Here is a 24,921-nt window from a genome sequence, read left to right as displayed (position 1 = left end):
TAAATGAAAAATCGAGGTGGATTTATGGGAGAGCAACAAACTAAGTTAATGAATCTAATAGAAAAGAATATTAAAAACGATGGTACACATGAAACGAAGATTGACCATTTAAGCATTATTCGTGCTTCTACCTTAACAGAGCCGCTGCATTCCATTATAGAGCCATCTGTTTGTTTCATTGTGCAAGGGGCAAAAATAGTTATGCTTGGTGAGGAAATATTTCGTTATGATTCCAGTCAGTATCTTATTACATCTGTTCATTTGCCTATTAGAGGAAAAATTACAGAGGCTACGAAAGAAAATCCATATTATTGTATAAGACTTGGGTTTACGACAGAGCAGATTTTAGAAGTAGTCACGAGTCAGAGGGAAGAAGACTCACTTCCGCCTAAAAGGGCAATGCTAGTAAATAAAACTACCCCAGACATGACAGCTGCGTTAATTAGATTGCTGAAGCTGCTTGACTCACCACAAGATATTTCTGCTCTTGCCCCACTCTATCAAAAGGAAATTTTATACCGTATTTTGCAAAATGAGGATGGTAATCAGATGAAACAATATGCTATCTTAGGAAGTCATTCTCAAACCATAAAAGAGGTAATACAAGTGATTAATGATAACTATGCGAAGCCGCTTCGCATAGAGGAATTAGCTAAATCTGTAAATATGAGCCTTTCTTCTTTTCATCATTATTTTAAATTAATTACAGGAATGTCCCCTTTGCAGTTTCAGAAAATGATTCGATTGCAGGAAGCGCGTAGGTTATTGTTGTCTGAAGGATTAGAAGCTGCTGAAGCAGCCTTTCAGGTTGGCTATGAAAGTCCATCTCAGTTTAGTAGAGAATACAGCAAAGTGTTTGGGCTACCACCAAAAAGTGATGTAAAGCAAGTGCAAGAAAATCTTAGTAAAAGAAAACCTGTCTATTTGGATTCCAAATAGACAGGTTTTTTAGTATGGTTATTAGTATTTTTAATAACTATCATTGCTAAGATTAACTAATAATGAAACTTACAAGAAGTAGAGAGAAAGGAATTTGTTCAGAAGGAAGTGTCCGAATGAAAACGAAAGATAAGGCCCAAGCGAATCAGGAAGGCTGGTTAATGGGAGTTGCTATTCCCTTGGTTATTGCTGTTCTTGCAAATAGTTTAGCTGTATTTCAATTCCTGTCTATGTTATAAGCTTAAACGAAAATACATATAATTCGTTTATTTTTTCCTATAATTTGTTTATTGGTTATGTTTCTCTTCGATTTAGTTTTCATGGATATTTATCGAGAGCTGGAGATTCAAGATAAATTCATCTATGAAGAGATGGTAGAGAATATAAATAAAGCGAGTTCCTTTAAGGAGCTTCAACATTTGATTAAAGATCTAATGCACAATTTAAAATATAAGAAATTTAAAAGGGAATACAGCGTTAATGTCCAGAATGTACTAAAAATGATTCAAGAAGAATACCAAGAAGATTTGACGCTAAAGACTATCGCAGAGAGGCTACACTTAAATGTAATGTATTTAGGGCAGATTTTTAAGAAAGAGACAAATAAAAGCTTCTCCCAATATTTAAATCATTATCGAATAAAGCTAGCGCAGAATTTATTATTACATTCAGAGCTAAATGTGAATGAAATCGCTGATCAAATTGGCTATATGAGCCAAGGGTATTTTTATAAAAACTTTAAAAAATATTGTGGGATTTCGCCAAAGGAATTTAGAGAAAGCTATCAGCTGCTATTTGAACCGATTGATGAGTAAGAAAAAGGACACTATTGATGATGCTACTTGCATCATCAATAGTGTCCTTTTTTATCTTCTATTATTTGGTGGTATCTGTTGATAAGGAATATGGGAAATCTGTTTTTGTATATTCTTTAATTGGCGGCACAATGCCAAGCTGAAAATCGATTGTGCAACCTTTTATTAAAACATCATGTTCTATAAATAGCTTGCTATATGCTTTATTATTAACGGCTATTTGATGAACAAAGTTGAACTGTGGCTGGTTAAATTTCGTTGCTATTTCAATTTTCTTATCATTCGGAAGATGAATCGTAACCGAATCAAATATAGGAATGCCAATTACATACTCTCCTGTTCCAGGGCAGACTGGATAAAAACCCATACTGTTAAAGATATACCAGCCAGACATACTACCATTATCTTCATCACCAGGATAGCCGGTAGGGCTACTAGTAAATAATTGTGTCATTAATTGTTTTAATAAGACTTGAGAAGAGGCAGGATCTCCTGCATAGGTAAATAAATAGGGCAAATGGAAGCTCGGCTGATTGGAAATTGCGACTTGACCAAAATCGATGGCAGCCATTTCACTCATTTCATGGATTTCAAACCCATATCCTTTTGTTTCAAAAACAGGATCTTGATTGCATAGTTGAACTAACTTTTCTCTAAATGGTTCTTTTCCACCATAAGCACTTATTAATCCAGCGAAGTCGTGAAAAACGGCAAAACTACTCTGCCAAGCACTTCCTTCTGCATAATCTTGTCCCCAGCTAAAGGAGTTAAAGGGCTCTTCTACATTTCCTTGTTTATCTTTGGCACGCATAAATCCTGTTTCTTTATGAAAGATATTTTGATAATTATAAGCACGTTTTTCAAAGGTATTCTTAAGCTCCTCATTTCCTAATTCTTTCGCTACTCTGCTAATGCAAAAATCACTATAAGCGTAATCAAGTGTATGGTTAACACTTTCATGATGATTGGAAGGAATGTAGCCGTATGTATCATAGTCCTCGATTCCTTGGCGCCCATAAGTGGCCTTTGAACTTACTGTCGAGGCCGTTTTAATCATTGCTTCAAATAGCTCAGGTATAATGTCAGGAGCAATTCCTTTGATAGCTGCATCTGCAATAACGGCATCTATCAATGTACCTGGCATAAGTCCACGCTCATCTGGTGAAAGCCATTTTGGCAAAAAGCCAGTTTCTCGATAGCTGTTTAGAAATCCCTGCAGCATTTCCTCGTATTCATTTGGAATAAGAAGAGAATAGAGAGGATAGACAGTACGGAACGTATCCCAAAAGCCATTATTCGTATACAGGACACCTGGTTTTACTTTTCTACTCGTTGTATCATAATGGATTGGCTCCCCTTGTTGGTTTATTTCATAAAACTTTTGCGGAAACAGAAACATCCGATACATACAATGATAGAAGGTTTTAACTGCTGAGATATCTTGGTTTTTTACTTCGATTTTATTTAAGTAATATTCCCATGCATTTGCTGCTTTCCTTTTGATTGTATCAAACGAAAAAGAGGATAACTCTTGGCTTAGATTCCATTCTGCTTGAGCATGGCTTATAAAAGAAGTCGCAAGACGAGTTTCTAGTTGTTCATTCTCATTCAATAAGAAACGGATTAGAAATTGCTGGTCTTCTCCAGATGTTGAAAGAGCTGGAGTAAACGATTTCTCCTCTTGGAAAAATCCAGTATGCTCTTGATCAATGGAATGATTAAAGGTCAGTACAAAATACATTTTGAAATTGGAATCTTCACAGCCGGCAAAATTAGAAACATAACCAGTTATTAGTTTCTTATCGATATCTAGGGAAATTTCTCCTTTGCCTGGAAGTAAGAGCGACAAGCCTGGCAAATTGGAATCTCTATAATCAGAACGAAGAATAGCGCCATACGTAGTAGGAACTAGCTCGTTTTTTATTTGATAGCGTGCCTGCGTTATTTGTAAATAATGTGGCTGATAAATGGCACTCTCCGGTCGATAGGAGCTTTGATAATGGTAAATATCCGCATTTTGAAAAGATCCTGAAATGGGTGTTACTAATAAATGCGAGAAATCCCCCATCCAAGGACTAGGCTGATGGGTTAGTCGAAACCCCTGAAACACACGATCTCTCGGATGGAAGAACCAGCTTCCATTATTATGCTTAGTTTGTGGAACAAAAAAATTCATTCCAAATGGAAAACCAGTATACGGAAGTGTGTTACCGTTTGAATAGCTATATTGATTTTCTGTACCTTGTCTTGTATCAATTAATTCTAGCATAGCCAACTCTCCCTAATTAGTTGATTCTCTAATCATTATTTCAATAGGAACTACTACAGATTGAATATCTTGTTTTTTATCGATTAATTGAATAAGCTGTTTAGCAGATTGATAGCCTATCTCTTCGAATCTCTGAGCAATCGTCGTTAGCCCTGGATCGACAAGACCAGCTGCTTGGATATTATCAAATCCGATAATGGAAAAATCTTCAGGAATTTGATAGCCGCAGCCTTTGATTTCTTTCATTAAATGGATGGCGTTAATATCATTTTCTACAATAATCCCCGTAATTTCATCTTCCTTCAGTTGATGGATAAATCCACTGTTATCTGCATCAGGGTTCATTACTTTGGAACCGTGATACTCTAAATTCTCTTGATGTATAGCTTTCAAATATCCTAAATACCGTTCTCGGATAGTCGAGCTTCTTTCTAAATTCTGTGTGGCGTAAAAAATGATTTTCTTATGTCCTTGTGATATCAAATGTTGCGCAGCCAGATAACCACCGTGCATATTATCCGAGGTAATAAAGGGAAAAGGGATGCTTTCGATTTTCTTATCGAGTACGACAACCGGAAATTTTTCGAGATATAACGTATAAAGAATATCTAAATGAGATGTCCCGGCCTCTGGATAAAGAATTAATCCAGCATACATAGATGATAGTTTTTTTGCGTCAAGCTTCGTAAGATACGTATTGGTTTGGATTTGGACCGTGTAGGATGTATTCTCAATAAAACGGCTAATTCCTTGTGCATAATCCCCTAAGCCTGGATTATTGGGAAAAGGCAAAAGAAAGAGAATGACATTAGAATGAGCTTGCCTTTGTTCGGAAACAAAGCTTCCTCTCCCTTGTATCCTTTCGATTAACTGCTGGTTTTCTAATTCTGTTAAAGCCCTTTTAGACGTTATTCGACTGACATTATATTGCTTTGAAATTTCTAGTTCTGTAGGTACTTGATCTCCTGGCTTTAATTCCCCGGATTGAATTTGAGCCATTATGTCTGAGACGATTTTTTGATAAAGCGGTTCTTTTTTCATCCTAAACTCCTTAAATGATATATCAAATTTATTATAACATGAAAATGGTTACAGTAAAGATTGTTTTCGAAAAGATAGAGGCTTTATAAATTTTTCCATGTAAGAGTAGAATGGCGCAACTATTCATTTGTATCAAAGAAAATAAAGTGTTAAAAGAGATGATGGAATGAAAAGTTTTAAAGGGTAATTTTATAAAAGGACGATAATGTATAGGAAAATAGCCAAAGAAAAAACTAGACAATATGGAAAATTAAAACTAAAATAATTATAAATGATATATCAAATTTGAGAGGGGTTTAAAAATGTCATATCAAAAAACAGCGATGTCTTCTGTAAGAGAATTTATGAAAATGATTACGGAAAAATGCGGAGAAGAACATGCGGATTGGGCAGTTAATTTCAATACATGCTTTGCCAATACATTAGAAACAACGGTCGAAAAGCTGGAGGACGGAACTACTTTTCTTTTAACGGGTGACATTCCAGCGATGTGGCTTAGAGACTCAACCGCACAAGTTAGACCATATTTAGTACTAGCAGAAACGGATGAAGAAATGGCTAATATGATTGCTGGACTTATTGAAAGACAATTTCAGTATATTTGCTTGGATCCATATGCGAACGCTTTCAATAAAGAGGCGAATGGAGCAGGGCATCAAACCGATTTAACGAAGATGAATCCATGGATATGGGAAAGGAAGTACGAGATTGACTCTTTATGCTATCCTATTCAGCTTAGTTATTTGTTCTGGAAGGCAACAGGGAAAACAGATCAATTTAATAATACGTTTCAAGAAGCAGTCCGAAAAATAATGCAAGTATGGGTAGTAGAACAAGATCATACGAATTCACCTTATACGTTTGAAAGAGTAACAGATAGAAAAGAGGATACATTGGTGAACAAGGGGCGGGGAGCAGAGGTAGTGCCTACGGGAATGACTTGGTCAGGATTTCGACCAAGTGACGATGCGTGTGCTTACGGATATTTAGTGCCTTCCAATATGTTTGCGAGCGTAGTCCTTGGTTATCTAATAGAGATTTATGAAGATGTTCTCAAGGAAACGGACCTGGTTCCTGCATTCAAAAAGTTGAAATTAGATATACAAAAAGGCATAGAAGAGTTTGCTGTCGTACGTAATAAAAATGGGGAAGAAATCTATGCCTATGAAGTAGATGGAAAAGGCAATTTTAATATAATGGATGATTCGAATATTCCTAATCTATTATCTGCTCCGTACCTTGGATTTATCGAGGAGAAGGATGAGAGATACCAAGCTACACGCCAAACTGTGCTTAGTAAAGAAAATCCTTACTTTTATAAAGGGGAATATGCAGAGGGGATAGGAAGCTCTCATACACCGGAAAATTATATTTGGCCAATTGCTCTTGCGATGGAAGGTTTGACTACTGGGGATAAAAAGGAGAAAGAGAGAATCCTAGATTTACTCGTATCCTGTGATGGAGGAACGCATTTAATGCATGAAGGATTTGATGTAAATAATCCGTCTCAATATACAAGAGAATGGTTCTCTTGGGCGAATATGATGTTTTGCGAGCTAGTAATGGATTACTTTGATATTCAAGTGAAGAAAAAATAACAATGATGCTAACCAAGGAGTGCTCTAGATGAAAAAAGTGTATATTATTTCCCATAGTCATTGGGATAGAGAATGGTATTTGCCTTTTGAACAGCATCGAATGCGACTTGTTCAATTAATTGATGATTTACTAGAATTGTTTGAAACAGATCCACATTTTGATAGTTTTCATTTAGACGGCCAGACGATTATTCTTGATGATTACTTGGAGGTAAAGCCGCAAAATGAATGGAAACTCAAAAAGTATATTCAAGAGGGTAAATTAAAGATTGGTCCCTTTTATATTCTTCAAGATGATTTCTTGATTAGTAGTGAATCGAATGTACGTAATCTTTTAATTGGGTTGCAAGAATGTGAAAAATGGGGTTCGCCTGTTCAGTTAGGCTATTTTCCTGACACGTTCGGTAATATGGGGCAGGCACCGCAAATTCTTAAACAGGCAGGGATGGATGTAGCAGCATTTGGCAGAGGTGTGAAACCTACAGGATTTAATAATGTTGTTATCAATGATGATCAATATAGTTCCCCATTTTCGGAAATGTGGTGGGAAGGTCCTGATAAATCCTCCGTTTTAGGTATTCTTTTTGCAAATTGGTATAGTAATGGAAATGAAATTCCTGTAGAGGAAGTAGAAGCAAAGCAATTTTGGGATCAGAAATTAAAGGATGCCCTTCAATATGCATCAACAGAACATTTGCTGTTTATGAATGGCTGTGATCATCAGCCGGTTCAAAAAAATATTACAGCAGCAATTGAAATGGCAAATAAATTATATCCTGATATAACCTTCATACATAGTAGTTTTGATGAATACATGAAGGCTTTAAAGAAAGATATTCCTGAAAACTTACACACGGTTAAAGGAGAATTAACTAGTCAGGAGACAGATGGCTGGTATACATTAGCGAATACTGCTTCTGCAAGAGTATATTTAAAGCAAAGAAATACAGATGTTAGTAGATTGCTAGAAAATGTTGCAGAGCCATTGGCGACAATGGCCTATGACAAGGAGAGAGAATATCCGCATGAGCTGTTTCAGTTTGCCTGGAAGCAATTAATGCAAAATCACCCGCACGATAGTATTTGTGGCTGTAGTGTGGATGCTGTGCATCGCGAAATGATGATTCGCTTTGATAAGGCTGAGGAAGTTGGAAAGTTTATAAAGGATGAGGCCATAAATAGACTTGCTGAACAAATTGATACTAGTCATTTTCCTGATGAAAGCCGTCCGTTTATTGTGTTTAATACAGCTGGTAGTTTGAAAACAGGAGCAGCAGAAATAGAGATAGAGTGGAAAAGACTTCCGTTTTCTAGTGGGTGTCCAGATGAATTATATCGGAAGGTAAAAACAGAAGAAATACCTGTGATGAAAGTCATCGATGAACAAGGGATGGAGATTCCATCAAGGTTGATTTGTACGGATGTTCGTTTTGGCTATGATCTCCCGGAGGATCGTTTCCGCCAACCGTTTATCGGTGTTTATGTGACAGTGGAGCTTTCGTTTAATCAAATGAGTCCGCTATCCTGGAAAACTTTTGCACTAATAGAAGGGGAGTCACAGCAGCAAGAATACAAAAGGATTGTTCAAAATAATGGCCTTCTTTTAGAAAATGATTATCTAACGGTCAAAATAGAACAAAATGGTACATTGACCATTTTGGATAAAGCAACGAATAGTACGTACAATAATTTTCTTGTTTTTGAGAATACTGGCGATGTTGGTAATGAATATATTTACAAAATGCCGAAAGGAGATCAGCCTATTTTATCTTCAGCTTGGATTGCGGAGGTGGAAATAGTCGCAGATACATTTGCATATGGGGAAGTACTGTTAACACAGAAAATGTTGATTCCTGAATCTGCGGATGAAAGGTTATTGGAGGAACAGCAGGGACTGGTTGAATTTCGTGAACGTAAAGCAGGTCGTTCAAAAAAGCTGAAAACGTTAGAATTGAAAACGAAAATAAGATTAGAGTCAAATAGTAATCAGCTTTTGTTCGAAACGTCGTTTGATAACCAAATGAAGGACCATCGCTTAAGGGTTCTTTTTCCGACTGGTATTCATGTGAATGAACACGAGGCAGATAGCATTTATGAAGTAGTGAAAAGACCGAATAGAGTAAATTCTAGTTGGGAAAATCCAACTAATCCACAGCATCAACATGCATTTGTTAATTTGCATGATGGGCATAGAGGGGTTACGGTTGCTAATTATGGACTAAATGAATATGAAATAGTGGAGGATACTATAGCAGTAACTTTGCTTCGTGCAGTTGGAGAATTGGGTGATTGGGGTTATTTCCCAACGCCAGAAGCTCAGTGTCAAGGAAAGCAAACAGTGAAATTCGCAGTAGGGTTTCACGATAGGACGAACAAGCTAGAATCCTATCATGCAGCGATTAATTTTCAAATTCCTTTTTCAAGTGTTCAAACAGATATTCATACAGGTACGTATTCGCCCACGAATGAATTTATACGATTGGACGGAAAGGCTTTTCGACTAACAGCCTTTAAGCAGAAGGAAAACAGCAATGAAATTATCCTTCGTGGTTATAATTTAACAGGAGAAAAACAGCCCTTATCTGTGTCATGGAAAGGGAAATACCCGAAAAAATCCAATTTATTGGAAGAAATGAACGGAGAGCTGTTTGATTCCAATCAAATGAAGGAAGCAGAGATTTGTACGTTTATTTGGGAATGAGTTGAAGGGAAAGCAAAAGGAGTGTTTAACCGTTTATTTGACGGTGAGCACTCCTTTTTTATCCTGCTTGTAAACAGTAAGCCCCTTTACTAAAGCTTCAAAGCATAATGAAAATAGTCAAGCTGTTATTCTAGACTTTTCCTTTTGGAATAATTATATTATATAACATCTAGTCTGATGGAAGGAATTAAGGTAAATGAACAAAAAAACAAACTTTCTCATTTTTCTTTTAGCGATTAGCTGTGGAGCTGTTGTCGCTAATATTTACTATGCTCAGCCAATTATCCAATTTATTTCGGCAGATCTACATATTTCCTCTAATTTTTCTGGACTTTTAACAACCCTAACGCAAATAGGATATGGTGCTGGTTTATTTTTTTTAGTACCGATGGCGGATTTATACAAAAGTAAGCGAATAATCGTCTTTTTATTAGGACTAACAATCCTTTCGTTAATTGGAGCTTTATTCTCAACGAATGGCTTTCTCTTTTTGTTTATTGTTACCATTATTGGAATCGGTGCTAGTGCAGCCCAAATGCTTGTTCCGTTAACGATGAAAATTGTCCCGAAAGAAGAAGCTGGAAATTATATCGGAAAAGTAATGAGCGGACTTTTAATTGGGATTATGATTGCTCGTCCATTTTCTATTGCAGTTACAGAATGGCTAGGATGGAGGATAGTCTATCTTTTTTCTTTCCTTCTCTTAGTTACTATATTACTATTATTATTAAAATTTTTGCCAGACTTTGAAGCAGAATCTAACCTTGGTATAACCTATCCGGGGTTATTGCGTTCGATGTTAAGAGTGTTACTAGATACAGCGCCTTTACAGCAAAGAGCATTTTATCATGCCTGCATATTTGCTACGTTTAGTCTATATTGGACAGTTATGCCGATATTATTAAGATCTGAGTCCTTGGATTTCTCGAATAATGAAATTGCGCTTATTGGATTTGTTGCGATAGCGGGTGCGTTATTGACTCCTTATATTGGGAAGTTAGCGGATAAAGGCTATATTTACATTATGACAAATGTATCAATGGGGCTGGTTATTCTTTCTATTTTTCTCCTGTTTTTCGTCCGAGATCACTCTTTTATAAGTATTGCACTCATCGTTTTCTCTGGACTTGTTCTAGATATTGGAGTAGCTGGGAATATGTTATTAGGCCAAAAGGTTATTTATAGTTTAAACCCATCCATCAGGAATCGATTGAATGGTTTGTATATGACGATTTTCTTTTTAGGGGGAGCTTTTGGCTCTTGGATAGGAAGCTATAGTTATTATCAATTTAGTCCAGAAATTTCCCTGTTTTTTGCAATAGCCTTTCCAATGCTCGCCCTTATTGTTCATATGTGGAAGGGGAAAGGTACTTCACATCTATCTACAATGGCTTGAAAATCGAAATAGTATAAAGAACAGTCTCTTTTTGATAGAAGAGGCTGTTTTTTATATAGGATGCATTATATTTAAAGAGTAAGAAAGATTATTATATTTCAAAAAAATGGCATAAGCGCGATATAATAATTATAATAGCAAAAATAGAGATAGATTTTAGGGGAGAAGGGGTCAAATGGTAGGTGAAAGAATAAGACAACTGCGAATACATAAACAGTTAACGCAAAAAGAGCTTACGGAAGGGATATGTTCGATCACTTATTTAAGTCGGATTGAAAATGGGCAAATCAATCCTTCTGCTGAGTTTCTAAGAAAAGTATCGAAAAGACTTGGTTATGATTTAACAGAGTTAAGCAGCCCGAATAGAGACGAAAAAACATTGGGGATTGTAGAAAACTATAAACAGAACGGTGAGATAACAGAAGAAGAACTCTCTTATTTGCATATCCAAACACTAGAGTTGAATTCTGCTAAAATCAATCTTGGGATTTATGGTGTTCTATTGAAGTACTATACGTTGAAAGGGGAAATAGAACAGGCGAGGAGTATTTACAAATTGTCCAAAAGATTTATTTCTGGAGAAATGAGTGTGGAGCTAGAAGAAGAATATTTTTATTATTTTCTTGCGTGTGGAAATTTCTTTTATTATCTTCAGGACTTTACGCTTGCTAATCATTATTATTCAAAAGGGGAAGGTTTATTACTAGATAAAGAGAATTTAGAGGCTGCGAAATTATACTATAATCTTAGCTTAGTTAAGCAAAGGACATATGCTAATCAAGAGGTTAGTCTTTATTATTCACAAAAAGCCTATGAAATATTTAAAAAATATGGAGAAAAAGAAAATATCATTATTGTATTAATTACACTAGGTGTTCAATATCAATTAAATAATGAATTGGATACTTCAATGGAGTGCTTAAAACAAGCGGAAGCAATCATAGTAAATGAACAAGAAAGAGAAAAGTATGTAAGCTATACTGCTATGATTCAACATAATATGGGCAGAATTCATGAAAAAAAGAAGGATTATCACGGTGCTGTCACATATTATATAAAAAGCATGGAAAAGTTTGAAAAACATTCGTTGGAGCAACAAAATGTTTATCCATTAAAAAGATTGGTAGAAATTTATATAGAGCTAAAAGATTGGGTTTTAGTTGATAAGTATTTAGAAAGGGCTATTGCCATCACAGAAAAACATCAGTTAAAGTATGATTGTATTCGTCTTAACATGATAAAATTATCGGTGAAAAAAATACAAGGGAATGAGAGTTCTTATGAAAAAGGGATGCAAAAGCTACTTGATACAGCCATTCAATTAAATCAGTCAGCTTTAATCCGAAAAATTACGAAAGAACTTGGAAATCATTTTTATGAAAAAAAAGCTTATAAAAAGGCAGCAGATTTTTTAATAAGGGCGCTAGATTATGAGAAATAATAGGGGAATATCTAAATCTAGTGAAAAAATTGTTAAATAGAATGGGAAAAAGTATGGTTAAATGATAGAAAAATTAATAGAATTTTACTTCTTTCAATAAACTAATCTTATGCGTTAAAGTATTAGTAACAAAACTTAGATGATAGGAGTGTTTAGATTGAAAAAAGTAATTTTAGCTATTCTTGCTCTCGTAACTTTAACATTAGGGGTTAATTTAGATAAGGCTTTTGCAGAAGCTGAAGCTCAGCCAGGACCATTTAGTATTGTTAATAAGGTTACGGAGTAATAGTTAGATGGTGGAGATGAATAATCAGTTAATGCAGCGGATATTTGTAACCTATCAAGATCAAATGAATCGAGATTATTTACAACCATCAACTTCTCATATTGTTGCGTGTTCCATTGAAAAGCATCATAAAAATATAGGGAAAACAGGGGATTCACTTTTTCACAAAAATACACTCGCACAGATTTTGTTTGAGGTGTTTGAAAAGTTTGAACCAGAATTTATCCAAGCTATTTCGCCTTTAATTATAAAATTGAATCAAGATGTTGTTACAGGAATACCTAATAATGGTGTTTACAAGTTAGATGCAGATAATGAAATTTTTGTTCAACTAGATCACATCGAGAGCAATCAATTTCAAGAGGTTGCAGTCCATCAAAAACACCTTGGCATAAAGTCTAATTTAGGGATTACCTATAAACTTTTAAGAAAAGATAAAGAGACATTGGATACATTAATTAAGGTCATGAAAAAATTGAATTATTTCCTATCCTTGCATGGAGGAGTGGAATCTACGATTGCTATAGCTGATTTTGTATCAGAACAGCAAGAGAAAAAGCTACTATTGCCTCCGTATATTTTCATACAGTGGTTATATCCTACAAGCAATTTTAGAGATTCTTTTATCTCGTAGTAGGGAAAATTTATATGATAGTGATAAAAAGGCGACCAAAAATCGCCTTTTTTGTTTTGGGTAAAATCCTGTCATTTGTTAAAGGGGTCTATATTTAAGGAGAAAAGTATAGGGGAGACCGTATACTTTTTTGCTTTGCTAGTCTATAGAAGTAAGAGGGGTTATTACTTAGTTTTGATTTTTCTAAATATTTAAAATAATAATTGACCTCCTTAATAAGGGGAAGTATAATAACTTTATGTTATAAGAAGTGACATCAAATGACTTTCATCAATTTTTTGACATTGTTTTTGTTAGAAAATATAACATTTTTTTGTTGTGTACAGGTTATATACATAATAAGGGGGAAAACAATGAGAAAATGGTGGATGTTAAATGTATCAGTAATGGCAGTATTAGCTCTACTACTTAGTGGATGTGCTGGCTTTAGTTCTAGCGAAGAAGAAAAATCTAGCAATGAAGAAGTTAGTTCATTGAATCTTGCGTTAGAATCGGACATACCAGATTTAAACCAAACGAAATCAACGGATGGAACATCTTTTACCATCCTAAATAATGTCCTTGAAGGACTCTTCCGTCTTGATAAAGACAATAAACCTCAACCGGCAATGGCAGAAAGTGTAGAAGTTTCTGAGGATGCATTAACCTATACCTTCCATTTAAGAGAGGGAATTAAATGGAGTAATGGAGAACCTGTTACAGCAGCAGATTTCAAATATGCTTGGTTAAAAACGTTAGATCCTGATACAGCAAGCGAGTATGCTTTCATTATTGCTCAGTTTGTAAAAGGAGCAGCAGAATATAATGCTGGCGAAGCAGATGAATCAGCTGTTGCGGTAGATGCACCAGATGATAAAACACTGGTTGTTACATTAAACCAGCCTACGCCATTCTTTCTTGATTTAACTGCATTTGTTACTTATTTCCCACTAAATCAAAAGTTTGTGGAAGAAGTGGGGTATGACAAATATGCACTAACAGCAGATAGCATTCTTTATAATGGCCCCTATGTATTAACCTCATATGATCAAGGAAAAGGCGTTTCATTAGAAAAAAATAAAGAATATTGGGACAAAGATAATGTTGCAGTAGATAAAGTAAATTTAGATGTTATTAAAGAAGCGAGTACCGCTTTAAATTTATATGATTCTGGAAAACTTGATAAAGTTTATTTACAATCCTCTGATGTAAATAGTTATAAAGATAAAGAAGGATATGGAACAGAAACGATGTTCCGTACTTATTTTACGCAAGTAAATTTACAAGAAAAACCATTTGATAATGAGAAAATTAGACAAGCGTTTCAATTAGCATTCGATCCGAAAATTTTAACAGATACTATTTTAAATAATGGTTCCCTACCTGGAACAGGGGTAGTTCCGGCTGGAATTAGTGGAAATAGTTCCTCCACTTATCGTGAAATTGCAGGTGATATTTTTACACCAGATCCTGCTAAAGCAAAAGAGTTGCTTGAAGAAGGAATCAAAGAGAGTGGAGAGTTACCACCTATCGAACTATTGGCATCAGATGATTCTGTTTCTAAAGATACAGCTACATTTTTACAAAGTGAATTTAAGAAGAATTTAGGGGTAGATGTTTCCATCGTCACGAAGCCGTTTAGTGGAAGATTGGAAGCGATGCGTGAGGGAGATTTCATGATCGCGGTAAATAGATGGGGAGCAGATTATAATGATCCGATGACATTTATTTATGAATGGTTTGGACAGCCAGCTTCCGCATCACGAGGCTATTTTGAAGACAGCAAGTATCAAGAATTAGTACTAGCTGCTCAAACAGAAACAGATGTAGATAAACGTATTGATTTATTTATCGAAGCAGAGAAAATTCTGATTGATAAAGGGATTGTTGGCCCACTTTATTTTGATGGTAGAGCGTTTATGATCAATCCGAAAGTAAAAGGGTTAGAATTGCCGCCTGGAGGATCATTAGAATTGAAGTATGTATCAATTGAAAAATAAAAATGGAGATAGGAGGGAGATTTTTTCCCTCCTAATCTATTAGATTGTTCTCCAACTAGTTAAGGAGGAACTTCTTTAGAAGAAATTAAGTATCTTTTCATGGGAAGAGGTGTTTTTATGGGGAAATTTATTGGCATAAAAATCTTAAATATAATCATTACATTATGGATTATTGCAACAATCACTTTTTTTCTGATGAAGCTGTTGCCGGGCTCTCCTTTTAATGAAGAAAAATTATCGAGTCTCACTGATGAAGCAAGAATGGAGTTTCTTGCAAAATATGAATTGGATAAGCCGGTTTATGTACAATATGGAAAGTATTTAGTGAATCTAGTAAAAGGGGATTTAGGAATTTCCTATTATTACAAAGGACAGTCGGTTAACGAGCTTTTATCTAGTCGTATTCTCCCTTCGGCATTTCTTGGTGTGCAGGCTATCATACTTGGATTATCTATTGGATTAATTTTAGGGATGATTGCAGCTTTAAAGCATAATACGGTTTGGGATTATGTCACGATGTTCGTTGCAGTAATTGGTGTTTCTGTTCCCAACTTTGTATTTGCTGCCCTTTTGCAATATGTAGTTGCATTGAAATGGGGGTTGTTTCCAGTGGCGTTTTGGGAAGGATACGATAGTTCTATTCTTCCATCGATCGCCTTATCTTTAATGATTATCGCACTTGTTTCCCGATTTACACGAACAGAAATGCTAGATGTACTCCAGCAAGATTATATTCTAACAGCTAAATCAAAAGGACTGAGTCAATGGGGAGTTATTATCAAACATGCTGTTCGAAATGCGATGATTCCAGTTATCACGATTCTCGGGCCGGTTGCGGTTAGCATTTTAACTGGTTCATTGGTTATTGAAAATATCTTTAGTATTCCTGGTATTGGTAGTCTCTTTGTGGACTCTATTAAGTTTAATGATTATACAACCATTATGGGAGTAACACTATTTTACAGTGCCTTTTTTATTCTAACAATGCTTGTTATCGATCTTTTATATAGTGTTATTGATCCGAGAATTCGAATTAGTGGATTAAAGGGGTGAAAATAAATGGCAGAACCAAATCGTAAAATAGATCAGTTACCGGATGAGCTATTTGAGGTAGTTGGAAGGAAAGAGGAGGAGCTTGAACAAATATCTCAGCATTCCTTTTCTTTTATGAAAGATGCATGGATTCGCATAAGAAAGAATAAAGCAGCTATTGCTAGTTTAGTTGTTTTATTATTGATTCTTTTGCTTGCAATTTTTGGTCCTTATATGAACGGCTATTCCTATTATCAAACGGATTATGATAAAACCTATCAACCTCCTAATGGAGAACATTGGCTTGGGACCGATAAGTTTGGAAGAGATCAATGGACAAGAATATGGGAAGGGACAAGAATTTCTTTATATATTGCCTTTTTAGCTAGTATTCTCGATTTAGCAATTGGAGTCACTTTTGGTTCTATATCTGCATTAATTGGTGGGAAAGTGGATAGCTTCATGCAGCGAGTTATTGAAATTCTGATGGGAATTCCCCATCTAGTTATTGTCATTCTATTAATCATGATGATGAAGCCAGGGATTTTTACCATCACGGTTGCGATGGTCATTACAGGCTGGGTTAATATGGCTAGGATTGTAAGAGCACAGATTATGAAATATAAGAATCAAGAATTCGTTCTTGCTGCTCGATCTTTGGGTGCAGGAAATAAACGGATTATTGTCAATCATATGATACCTAATACAATTGGCTTAATTATTATTAATATGATGTTTACCATTCCAAGCGCTATTTTTACAGAAGCGTTTTTAAGTTTTATTGGACTAGGATTACAAGAACCTGCAGCTTCCCTTGGTGTTTTGATAAATGATGGTTTCCGCTCGATGCGAAATCAATTTTACTTATTGATTTATCCAGCTATTGTTATTACGGGATTAATGGTGAGCTTTAACTTGTTAGCAGATGGATTAAGAGATGCATTTGATCCGAAATTGAGAAAATAATTTAGGAGCAATTCTACATATTGATAGACTTTTGGGGAGGCATAGAAAATGGATGCGATTTTAGAAGTGAAGGATTTACATATTTCCTTTAAAACATATGCCGGGACTGTTCAAGCAATTAGAGGAGTTGATTTCACTTTAAAGAAGGGGGAAACATTAGCAATTGTAGGAGAATCTGGGTCAGGGAAATCGGTAACGTCAAGAGCGATAATGAAATTGTTACCAGAAGGAATCTCGACTATTAGTCAAGGGGAGATTCTATTTAATGGGCAAGATTTGGTTTCCTTAACGGAAAGAAAAATGCAAAATATTCGTGGATCTGAAATTTCGATGATTTTTCAAGATCCGATGACTGCTCTTAATCCAACAATGAAGGTTGGATTGCAAGTAGTAGAAAGCGTAAGAAAGCATCGGAAAATAGCCCAAAAGGAAGCTAAGAAAATAGCATTAGAACTATTTGAGCTGGTCGGAATTCCTAATGTGGAGCTTCGATATAATCAATATCCCCATCAATTTTCAGGTGGGATGCGACAACGGATAATGATTGCATTGGCATTAGCCTGTAATCCGAAAATTTTAATTGCAGATGAGCCGACGACTGCACTGGATGTAACCATTCAGGCACAAATTCTTGATTTATTAAAAGATATTCAGAAAAAAACAGGAACTGCCATCATTTTGATTACCCATGACTTAGGAGTAGTTGCTAATATTGCAGACTCTGTTGCTATCATGTATGCAGGCAAAATTGTCGAAAAAGGAACGGTTGACGAAATATTTTATGATCCGCGGCATCCTTATAATTGGGGACTGTTAAGCTCTATGCCAAATTTAGATACGAAAGGAGAACTAATTTCTATTCCAGGTTCTCCTCCTAACTTAATGAATCCTCCGAAGGGTGATCCATTTGCTGCAAGAAATGAATATGCAATGGCTATTGATTATCAATTAGAACCACCAATGTATCAAATAACGGATACACATTATGCAGCAAGCTGGCTGCTACATGAAAAAGCTCCTAAAATTACTCCTCCTGTAAGTGTGAATGAAAAGGGAATTTCCTTAGTCCAAAAATCACTAGATAAAGAAGATAAGGAGGAGAATCGGTATTTTTCTAGTGAACCAATTATGGAAGTGAGAAATCTTAAAAAGTATTTCCCTATAGATAAAAATCAAACATTAAAAGCAGTTGATGATGTTAGTTTCCATATTATGAAAGGAGAGACACTTGGGCTTGTAGGGGAATCTGGTTGTGGAAAATCTACGACTGGTAGAACGATATTAAAGCTATATGACACAACGTATGGAGAGGTTATTTTTAATAAAAAGAAAATTAATGAAAATGTAAAAATGGACGAAAAGAAGGAGATTCATCGGAAAATGCAGATGGTATTCCAAGATCCATACGCATCTCTTGATTCAAGGAAAACCGTTGAAGATATTATTGCAGAGGGAATGGATATCCATCAATTGTATCAAACGAAAGAGGAAAGAACGAAAAAGGTGAAGGACTTGCTGGAATTGGTTGGTCTTCAAAAAGAACATGCAAGCAGATATCCCCATGAATTTTCAGGAGGTCAACGGCAGCGAATTGGAATTGCTCGTGCTCTAGCAGTTGATCCAGAATTTTTAATTTTAGATGAACCTATTTCTGCTTTGGATGTATCTATTCAAGCACAAGTAGTTAATTTACTGAAAAAGCTCCAAAAGGAAAAAGGTTTAACGTATTTGTTCATTGCCCATGATTTATCAATGGTAAAGTATATTAGTGATCGTATTGGTGTGATGTATTTAGGGGGACTTGTAGAACTTGCTCCTGCAGAGGAGCTGTATAATGAACCATTGCATCCTTATACAAAGGCGTTATTATCTGCAATTCCAATCCCAAATCCAAAGGTGGAACGGCGGAGAGAGAGGATTGTATTAAACAGTGATCTTCCTAGTGCGATTGATCCTCCAACAGGCTGTAGATTTCGGACTCGATGTCCGATTGCCACAGAAAGGTGCAAAGAGGTACCAGAATGGAGAGAGGTGAAGGAAGGCAGATGGGTTGCTTGTCATTATAGTGACACAATGAATGAGATGGCTTAAAAGGCAAGGAAGCAGGGGGTATCTATGCTTCCTTGCTTTTTTCTTATGGACAGAATGAAGGGAATGGCTATTGTTTACCATTTGTAAAGAATTAATCCTACTCCTACATTTTTTTAGAAATTACACATTACATAACAAACATGGGGAAGGTGTTCTTAATTATTCTAATAGACAGAAGGTAAAGATAAAAAAGTAAAAAATACCGTTTCAATAGGGACATAAAATCCATCGTACTTTTGTAATTGTGTATCCGTTTTCATTCGGATAAGATATTACCATAGAGATAAGAAAAGAGGTGAAGTAATTCGTGAGTCAGGTCATGAATGAGCGTCATCAAATGATTCTAAATATCTTAAGAAAGGAGAAACGATATGTAACAGCTTCCGAGTTAGCAAATGAACTAGCAGTTTCTAAAAAAACAATATATAGAGACATCCAACAAATAATAGATGCAAATTCAATGCCGTTTCGCATAATAAAAAAAGAAAATTTCGGTTACTATTTAGAAAAAGATAAGACAAAGCTAGAAACTGAAACAATAGTATTTGATTATCCAGATGAAAGACGTTTGAATCTATTACTATACCTTCTTTCGATTGCACCCTGTAAGACCTCAATTCTGAAAATATCAGAGAAATACATTGTAAGTCAAAGCTCTATCCTCAATGACTTTAAACATATTGAAAAAGAATTAATGTCCTATAACTTATTATTATTAAGGACAAATGAAGGATCTTTTATAAAGGGAGATAGACTATCCATTTATCGTTTAATGGCGGTGATTATTGAAAATTACTTAACTCAAATGGGTGATCCTTTTAGCCAATATGATATTCCTGATTCCATAAAAAAAGTAAAAGTGAAAAATAAAAACTTATTGAAAATTAAGAAGTTGCTACATGATATTCAAGTGGAGCATGATTTAAGCTTAGACCAACCTTATTATTTAACGTTATTTTGTTCCCTTCTTTCAATAATAGAAAAACAAAATAATAAACTTGTATTAAATGAAGAGATAGTATTTGAAGAAATAGATTATAGTTCTAGTATTTATTATATATGCAAAAATTTAGTTGATAAGATGGAAAAATGCTTTTCTATTCAATTGAAAGCATATGATATTTATTCTCTATACTATATTTTGAAAGCATATAAACTTAATTCACGCTTTTTATTGAATCAAAATATTGAAGAGTATCAAAATGAACAAGTTATTCTTTTAGCTAATAGATTAATAGCAAGAGTTACAGAAAACAGTGGGTATCAGTTTGATACAGATGATGAGCTATTAGAAAGGCTAATCTTGCATATGCATGCGATGATATATCGGCTTAGTCATCGGATATATATTATTAATCCAATTATAAAATCCATAAAAACCAACTTTGCAAATATATTTGGTTTAGTAAAGGTTAGCATAGATGAGCTAATAGAAGAAGGTCATTGGGAGAATTATATAACAGATGAAGAAATCGGCTATATTACTTTATATTTTCAGATTTCATATGATGATCATTTTGCTAACCAGATTCCTATATTAATTGAATGTACAAGTGGGATTGGTACTTCTCATTTGTTAAGTGAAAAAATAAGAAGAACTTTTCCTGATATCCATATAAAGAAAATTATTGCACAACAACGAATAAAACAGACAGACTACGAAGATGTCGAACTAGTAATTTCGACTGTGAAAACACATGGAATCATTGATAAACCAACTATCCTTGTGAGTCCTATTTTAAACCAAGAGGATAAATTTAAAATAGATCAATTTATTAAGGATTACTACAGTCAACAGAATATAGTCGATAGCAAATGGAAAGGTAGGAGAGTCTAAAGTGGACATGAGAATAGAGGAATTAGATTTTAATAAGGTAGTAACGGAAGACCTTATAGAGTTAAATTTACAAGGAACTACGAAGGAAGAAGTACTTCATGAGTTAACCGATTTATTATATGAAAACGGTTGTATTTCTAATAAAGAGGGATTTATAAAGGATGTGATGTTTCGCGAAAATGAAGGAGTTACTGGTTTGGAAAAGGGGGTAGCCATCCCCCATGGTAAATCTGAGCATGTATTAAAGACTTCTATTGCAATTGGTAGAACAAACACATTTATAGAATGGGAATCATTAGATGGTAATCCCATTAATATTATTATCTTATTTGCAGTCAAAGATACGGATAGAACAACTATCCATATTAAATTATTACAAAAGGTCGCTGTCTTATTAGCAGATGAAGAGATAATTGGTAAGTTTCAAACACTTCAAACGAAGAGTGAATTTTTAAAGGTATTAACTAAAAATGAATAAGGTAAGAATCTCGCTAAATACTTTTTTACTAGAGGAGGATTAATATGAATATTGTTGGGATATCTGCATGTACTTCTGGAATTGCCCATACGTATATTGCTAAAGAAAAATTAATAAAAGCGGGTCAAGAGCTGGGGCATAAGGTTCGAATTGAAACGCAGGGAACGATAGGAATTGAGGATGAGTTAACGGCTAAGGAGATTAAGGAAGCAGATTTAGTGATAATTGCTGCCGATATTAAGGTTAGTGGTAAAGATCGATTTACAGGAAAAAAAATAGTGGAAATACCAACACATATTGCGATAAAGGCACCAAAGCAACTATATCAAAAGATTGAAGCTGAGCTAAATAAACAGTGAGGAGGACTATTATATGTTGAAGAAAATGCAAATAAAAAAGCATGCTTTAACTGCAATTAGCTACATGCTACCACTTGTTGTTGCATCAGGACTACTTATTGCGATTGGCAATCTTACAGGTGGTTCTGTTATTGAAGATTATAAAGCATCATTTGATATTCCTTCAGCTCTTGTGTCTTTAGGAGTCCTTGGAATGGGCTTACTAGCACCGGTTATTTCAGGAGCAATAGCATATTCTATAGCTGATCGTCCGGGTATAGCCCCAGGGCTATTAATGGGGTTAATAGCGAATGCAATTGGAGCAGGATTTTTAGGTGGAATGCTAGGCGGATTTATTGTTGGTTACTTTGTCTTATTTTTAAGAAAAAAATTGAAAGTTCCTAAGTGGGCAGAGGGCTTAATGCCAATGATGATTATACCTTTAATATCGAGTTTGATTATCGGATTACTTATGTTTTTTGTGCTTGGAGTTCCAATCGTGTGGGCAACAGAAGGTTTAACTTCCTTTTTAACAAGCATGCAAGGTTCTATGCGATTTGTATTTGGAGCAATATTAGGTGGAATGGCGGCATTTGATTTTGGTGGTCCAGTTAATAAAGTAGCTTCGTTGTTTGCAGATGGTTTGTTATTAGAGGGCATATATGAGCCAGAGGCTGTAAAAATACTAGCATCAATGGTTCCTCCGTTTGGTGTGGCCATCTCATGGGGACTTTCTAAATTATTCCGTAAGAAAAGATATACAAAAACAGAAGAAGATAATATCAAAATTGCTCTTCCAATGGGAGTATGCATGATTACGGAAGGTGTCATTCCTATTGCAGCAGTAGATATTGTAAGAGTTGTTGTATCATGTACAATCGGAGCAGCTATCGGGGGCGGATTCTCTATGATGTGGGGAGTTGGATCTCCTGTACCATCTGGTGGAATGTTTATTGTACCTGCAATGACACATCCAATTCTATTTTGTATGGCATTACTTATCGGCTCATTGATTACAGGAATAATGCTATTTTTATGGAAAAAAGAACCTGCTGTGGAAAAAGAAGAAACAACTAGTGAAGAAGAAGAAGTTGATTTATCAGATATTAAAATTTCGTTTTAAAAGGTAAATGATGGAAATTATGAATGTTTTGGTAGAGCGGTATAAGGTATTCAGTAAATTTCGAAGGAGGAGAAGCCGAATGTATGTTTCAATGAAGGGGATGCTTGCTCGAGCTAATCAGGGGAATTATGCAGTAATGGCAATTAACTGTTTTAACTTGGAAACAGCGAAGGCTGTGATTGGAGCAGCCCATGAGCTAAGAGCACCTATTATTATTGATTTATTGCAGGATCATTTAATACAGCATTTAGGAAGTAAGTTGTTGACAAAACCGATTATTGAAATGGCAAATGCGGCGAGTGTAGAAGTCGCGATTAATTTAGACCACGGGCAGGATATTGGATTTGTGAAAAGGTGTTTAAAAGATGGTTTCTCTAGTGTCATGATGGATGCTTCTGCTTATCCGATTGAGGAAAATATTAGAATTACAAAAGAAATGATAGCGTTCGCTCAAATATATGACGCAAGTGTAGAAGGGGAAATAGGCAATATTGGTTCTGTTTCTAGTAATCATATGACAGATAACGAGATGTATACAAATCCTGATTTAGCAATTAAATTTGCAAAGGAAACTGGAGTTGATGCATTGGCTATTTCTTATGGTTCTAGTCATGGGGATTACCCCGATGGTTATGTTCCAGCTTTCCATTTTGATATTGTAGAAAAAATTAAAAAGGGAACTGGAATCCCTCTCGTTCTTCATGGGGGATCTGGATGTGGGGAAGAGAATATAAAAAAATCTGTTTCTCTTGGTATTAATAAAATTAATGTTGGCTCCGATTTTTTTAAATCACAGTTAAATAGTATAAGAGAAAACATGAATTCTAATGATTTAGATTACTTTAATATTATTCATCAGACTATCGCCGCGGGGACAGATTTAGTGAAATATTATATTCAATTGGCAGGATCTGAAGGGAAATCTTTATAAAAAATGAAGGAAAAGAGGAGAATAGTATGTTATTAAATATGAAGCAATTATTAGAAGTTGCGCAAAAACATCAATTTGCAGTTGGGGCATTCAATGTAGCGGATAGTAACTTTCTTAGAGTAGTAGTTGAAGAGGCAGAAAATAATAATTCGCCAGCTATTATCGCTGTACATCCAACTGAATTGGATTTTGTAAAGGATGAGTTCTTTTCTTATGTGCTATCAAGAATAAAGAATAGTCATGTTCCATTTGTGCTACATTTAGATCACGGTGGGAATTTGGACGATATTATGCGGGCTATCCATGTGGGATTTAGTTCTGTGATGATAGATGGTTCATTGCTTTCTCTAGAAGAAAATATTCAGTTGACAAAACAAATTGTTGAAGTCAGCCATTCGTTAGGGGTATCAGTCGAAGGGGAATTAGGAACAATTGGTAATACAGGTACCTCGGTCGAGGGAGGGGTATCTGAGGTGATTTATACAAGACCGGAAGATGCACAAGAATTTGTGGAAAGAACAGGGGTAGATACATTAGCTATTGCAATTGGAACTTGTCATGGTATTTATCCAAAAGATATGAAGCCAAAGTTAAGAATGGATATTTTGAAAGAAATTAAAGAAATTGTCGCCATTCCGTTAGTATTGCATGGGGGCTCAGCAAATCCAGATGAAGAGATTGCAGAAGCTGTTCAAATTGGCATTCAAAAAGTGAATATTTCATCAGATTATAAGTATGCTTTTTATAAAAAATGCCGCGAGATTTTGGCAGAAACAGAGCTATGGGATCCCAACGCTATTTATCCAGCGTGTATTGATGCAGCAAAAGAAATAGTGAAATATAAAATGAATTTGTTTCAATCCATTGGAAAAGCTGAAAAATACAGAGAAGAAAATGTGATAGCTTGGCGTAGTGAAAGGTTATAGATTGAAAAAAAGGGGGGGATATAGCCTCTCCTTTTTTCAATCTAATCTACAATTTCTAACTTTTAATCAACTCCTTCTAATTACTTCCTCCTGATAATAA

The 24,921-nt window shown here is 35.2% G+C and carries 21 protein-coding genes; 19 read left to right on the top strand and 2 right to left on the bottom strand.

Going from position 1 to position 24,921, the window contains the following annotated elements:
- The first annotated feature begins 3 nt into the window (after positions 1–3).
- From NYE52_RS18920 to NYE52_RS18910, 3 genes are all read left to right on the top strand, one after another.
- Positions 4–939, top strand: a complete 936-nt coding sequence (locus NYE52_RS18920; protein WP_341194482.1) for an AraC family transcriptional regulator — start codon at positions 4–6, stop codon at positions 937–939.
- A gap of 116 nt (positions 940–1,055) precedes the next feature.
- On the top strand, positions 1,056–1,178 hold the full coding sequence (locus NYE52_RS18915; protein ID WP_341194481.1) for a hypothetical protein: 123 nt from the start codon (positions 1,056–1,058) through the stop codon (positions 1,176–1,178).
- Positions 1,179–1,358: 180 nt separating this feature from the next.
- On the top strand, positions 1,359–1,754 hold the full coding sequence (locus NYE52_RS18910; RefSeq protein ID WP_341194480.1) for a helix-turn-helix transcriptional regulator: 396 nt from the start codon (positions 1,359–1,361) through the stop codon (positions 1,752–1,754).
- A gap of 61 nt (positions 1,755–1,815) precedes the next feature.
- Here the strand turns inward: NYE52_RS18910 and NYE52_RS18905 are convergent, their stop codons facing one another.
- Entirely contained in the window at positions 1,816–4,023 is a 2,208-nt protein-coding gene (locus NYE52_RS18905; RefSeq protein WP_341194479.1) for a GH92 family glycosyl hydrolase, read from the bottom strand.
- A gap of 12 nt (positions 4,024–4,035) precedes the next feature.
- Positions 4,036–5,064, bottom strand: coding sequence for a GntR family transcriptional regulator (locus NYE52_RS18900; protein WP_341194478.1), 1,029 nt, complete (start codon positions 5,062–5,064; stop codon positions 4,036–4,038).
- Between the two features lie 302 nt (positions 5,065–5,366).
- On the opposite strand from NYE52_RS18900, the gene NYE52_RS18895 reads away from it, so the two are divergent.
- From NYE52_RS18895 to NYE52_RS18820, 16 genes are all read left to right on the top strand, one after another.
- Positions 5,367–6,662 carry a glycoside hydrolase family 125 protein gene (locus tag NYE52_RS18895; RefSeq protein WP_341194477.1) on the top strand — a complete coding sequence of 432 codons (1,296 nt, stop codon included), beginning with the start codon at positions 5,367–5,369 and terminating at the stop codon, positions 6,660–6,662.
- A gap of 28 nt (positions 6,663–6,690) precedes the next feature.
- Positions 6,691–9,363 (top strand): alpha-mannosidase, encoded by a 2,673-nt coding sequence (locus NYE52_RS18890; protein WP_341194476.1) that lies wholly within the window; start codon positions 6,691–6,693, stop codon positions 9,361–9,363.
- Positions 9,364–9,559: 196 nt separating this feature from the next.
- Positions 9,560–10,759 (top strand): MFS transporter, encoded by a 1,200-nt coding sequence (locus NYE52_RS18885; RefSeq protein ID WP_341194475.1) that lies wholly within the window; start codon positions 9,560–9,562, stop codon positions 10,757–10,759.
- 175 nt (positions 10,760–10,934) lie between these two features.
- On the top strand, positions 10,935–12,200 hold the full coding sequence (locus NYE52_RS18880) for a helix-turn-helix transcriptional regulator (protein ID WP_341194474.1): 1,266 nt from the start codon (positions 10,935–10,937) through the stop codon (positions 12,198–12,200).
- 157 nt (positions 12,201–12,357) lie between these two features.
- Positions 12,358–12,486, top strand: a complete 129-nt coding sequence (locus tag NYE52_RS18875) for a hypothetical protein (protein ID WP_341194473.1) — start codon at positions 12,358–12,360, stop codon at positions 12,484–12,486.
- A gap of 7 nt (positions 12,487–12,493) precedes the next feature.
- Entirely contained in the window at positions 12,494–13,120 is a 627-nt protein-coding gene (locus NYE52_RS18870) for a hypothetical protein (RefSeq protein WP_341194472.1), read from the top strand.
- Between the two features lie 353 nt (positions 13,121–13,473).
- Positions 13,474–15,099, top strand: a complete 1,626-nt coding sequence (locus tag NYE52_RS18865; RefSeq protein WP_341194471.1) for a peptide ABC transporter substrate-binding protein — start codon at positions 13,474–13,476, stop codon at positions 15,097–15,099.
- Positions 15,100–15,216: 117 nt separating this feature from the next.
- The gene (locus tag NYE52_RS18860; protein WP_031537260.1) at positions 15,217–16,152 is read left to right on the top strand and encodes an ABC transporter permease; all 936 of its coding nucleotides are present in this window, start codon (positions 15,217–15,219) and stop codon (positions 16,150–16,152) included.
- A 6-nt stretch (positions 16,153–16,158) separates the two neighbouring features.
- Positions 16,159–17,097, top strand: coding sequence for an ABC transporter permease (locus tag NYE52_RS18855; protein ID WP_341194470.1), 939 nt, complete (start codon positions 16,159–16,161; stop codon positions 17,095–17,097).
- Between the two features lie 48 nt (positions 17,098–17,145).
- A complete protein-coding gene (locus NYE52_RS18850; RefSeq protein ID WP_341194469.1) occupies positions 17,146–19,188 on the top strand; it encodes an ABC transporter ATP-binding protein in 2,043 nt (680 codons plus the stop codon).
- Positions 19,189–19,495: 307 nt separating this feature from the next.
- Positions 19,496–21,025, top strand: a complete 1,530-nt coding sequence (locus tag NYE52_RS18845) for a BglG family transcription antiterminator (protein WP_341194468.1) — start codon at positions 19,496–19,498, stop codon at positions 21,023–21,025.
- Positions 21,026–21,032: 7 nt separating this feature from the next.
- Positions 21,033–21,503 (top strand): PTS sugar transporter subunit IIA, encoded by a 471-nt coding sequence (locus NYE52_RS18840; RefSeq protein WP_341195237.1) that lies wholly within the window; start codon positions 21,033–21,035, stop codon positions 21,501–21,503.
- A 44-nt stretch (positions 21,504–21,547) separates the two neighbouring features.
- Positions 21,548–21,862 (top strand): PTS fructose transporter subunit IIB, encoded by a 315-nt coding sequence (locus tag NYE52_RS18835; protein ID WP_312092998.1) that lies wholly within the window; start codon positions 21,548–21,550, stop codon positions 21,860–21,862.
- A gap of 16 nt (positions 21,863–21,878) precedes the next feature.
- Positions 21,879–22,964 carry a PTS fructose transporter subunit IIC gene (locus NYE52_RS18830; protein WP_341195236.1) on the top strand — a complete coding sequence of 362 codons (1,086 nt, stop codon included), beginning with the start codon at positions 21,879–21,881 and terminating at the stop codon, positions 22,962–22,964.
- A gap of 79 nt (positions 22,965–23,043) precedes the next feature.
- The gene (locus NYE52_RS18825; protein WP_341194467.1) at positions 23,044–23,895 is read left to right on the top strand and encodes a class II fructose-bisphosphate aldolase; all 852 of its coding nucleotides are present in this window, start codon (positions 23,044–23,046) and stop codon (positions 23,893–23,895) included.
- Between the two features lie 26 nt (positions 23,896–23,921).
- On the top strand, positions 23,922–24,821 hold the full coding sequence (locus tag NYE52_RS18820) for a ketose-bisphosphate aldolase (protein ID WP_341194466.1): 900 nt from the start codon (positions 23,922–23,924) through the stop codon (positions 24,819–24,821).
- Positions 24,822–24,921: the final 100 nt, after the last annotated feature.

Origin of the sequence: Niallia sp. FSL W8-0635 (assembly GCF_038007965.1) — a bacterium.
In the GTDB taxonomy this organism is placed as follows: domain Bacteria; phylum Bacillota; class Bacilli; order Bacillales; family Cytobacillaceae; genus Niallia.
This window is presented reverse-complemented; position numbering and strand designations above follow the sequence as displayed.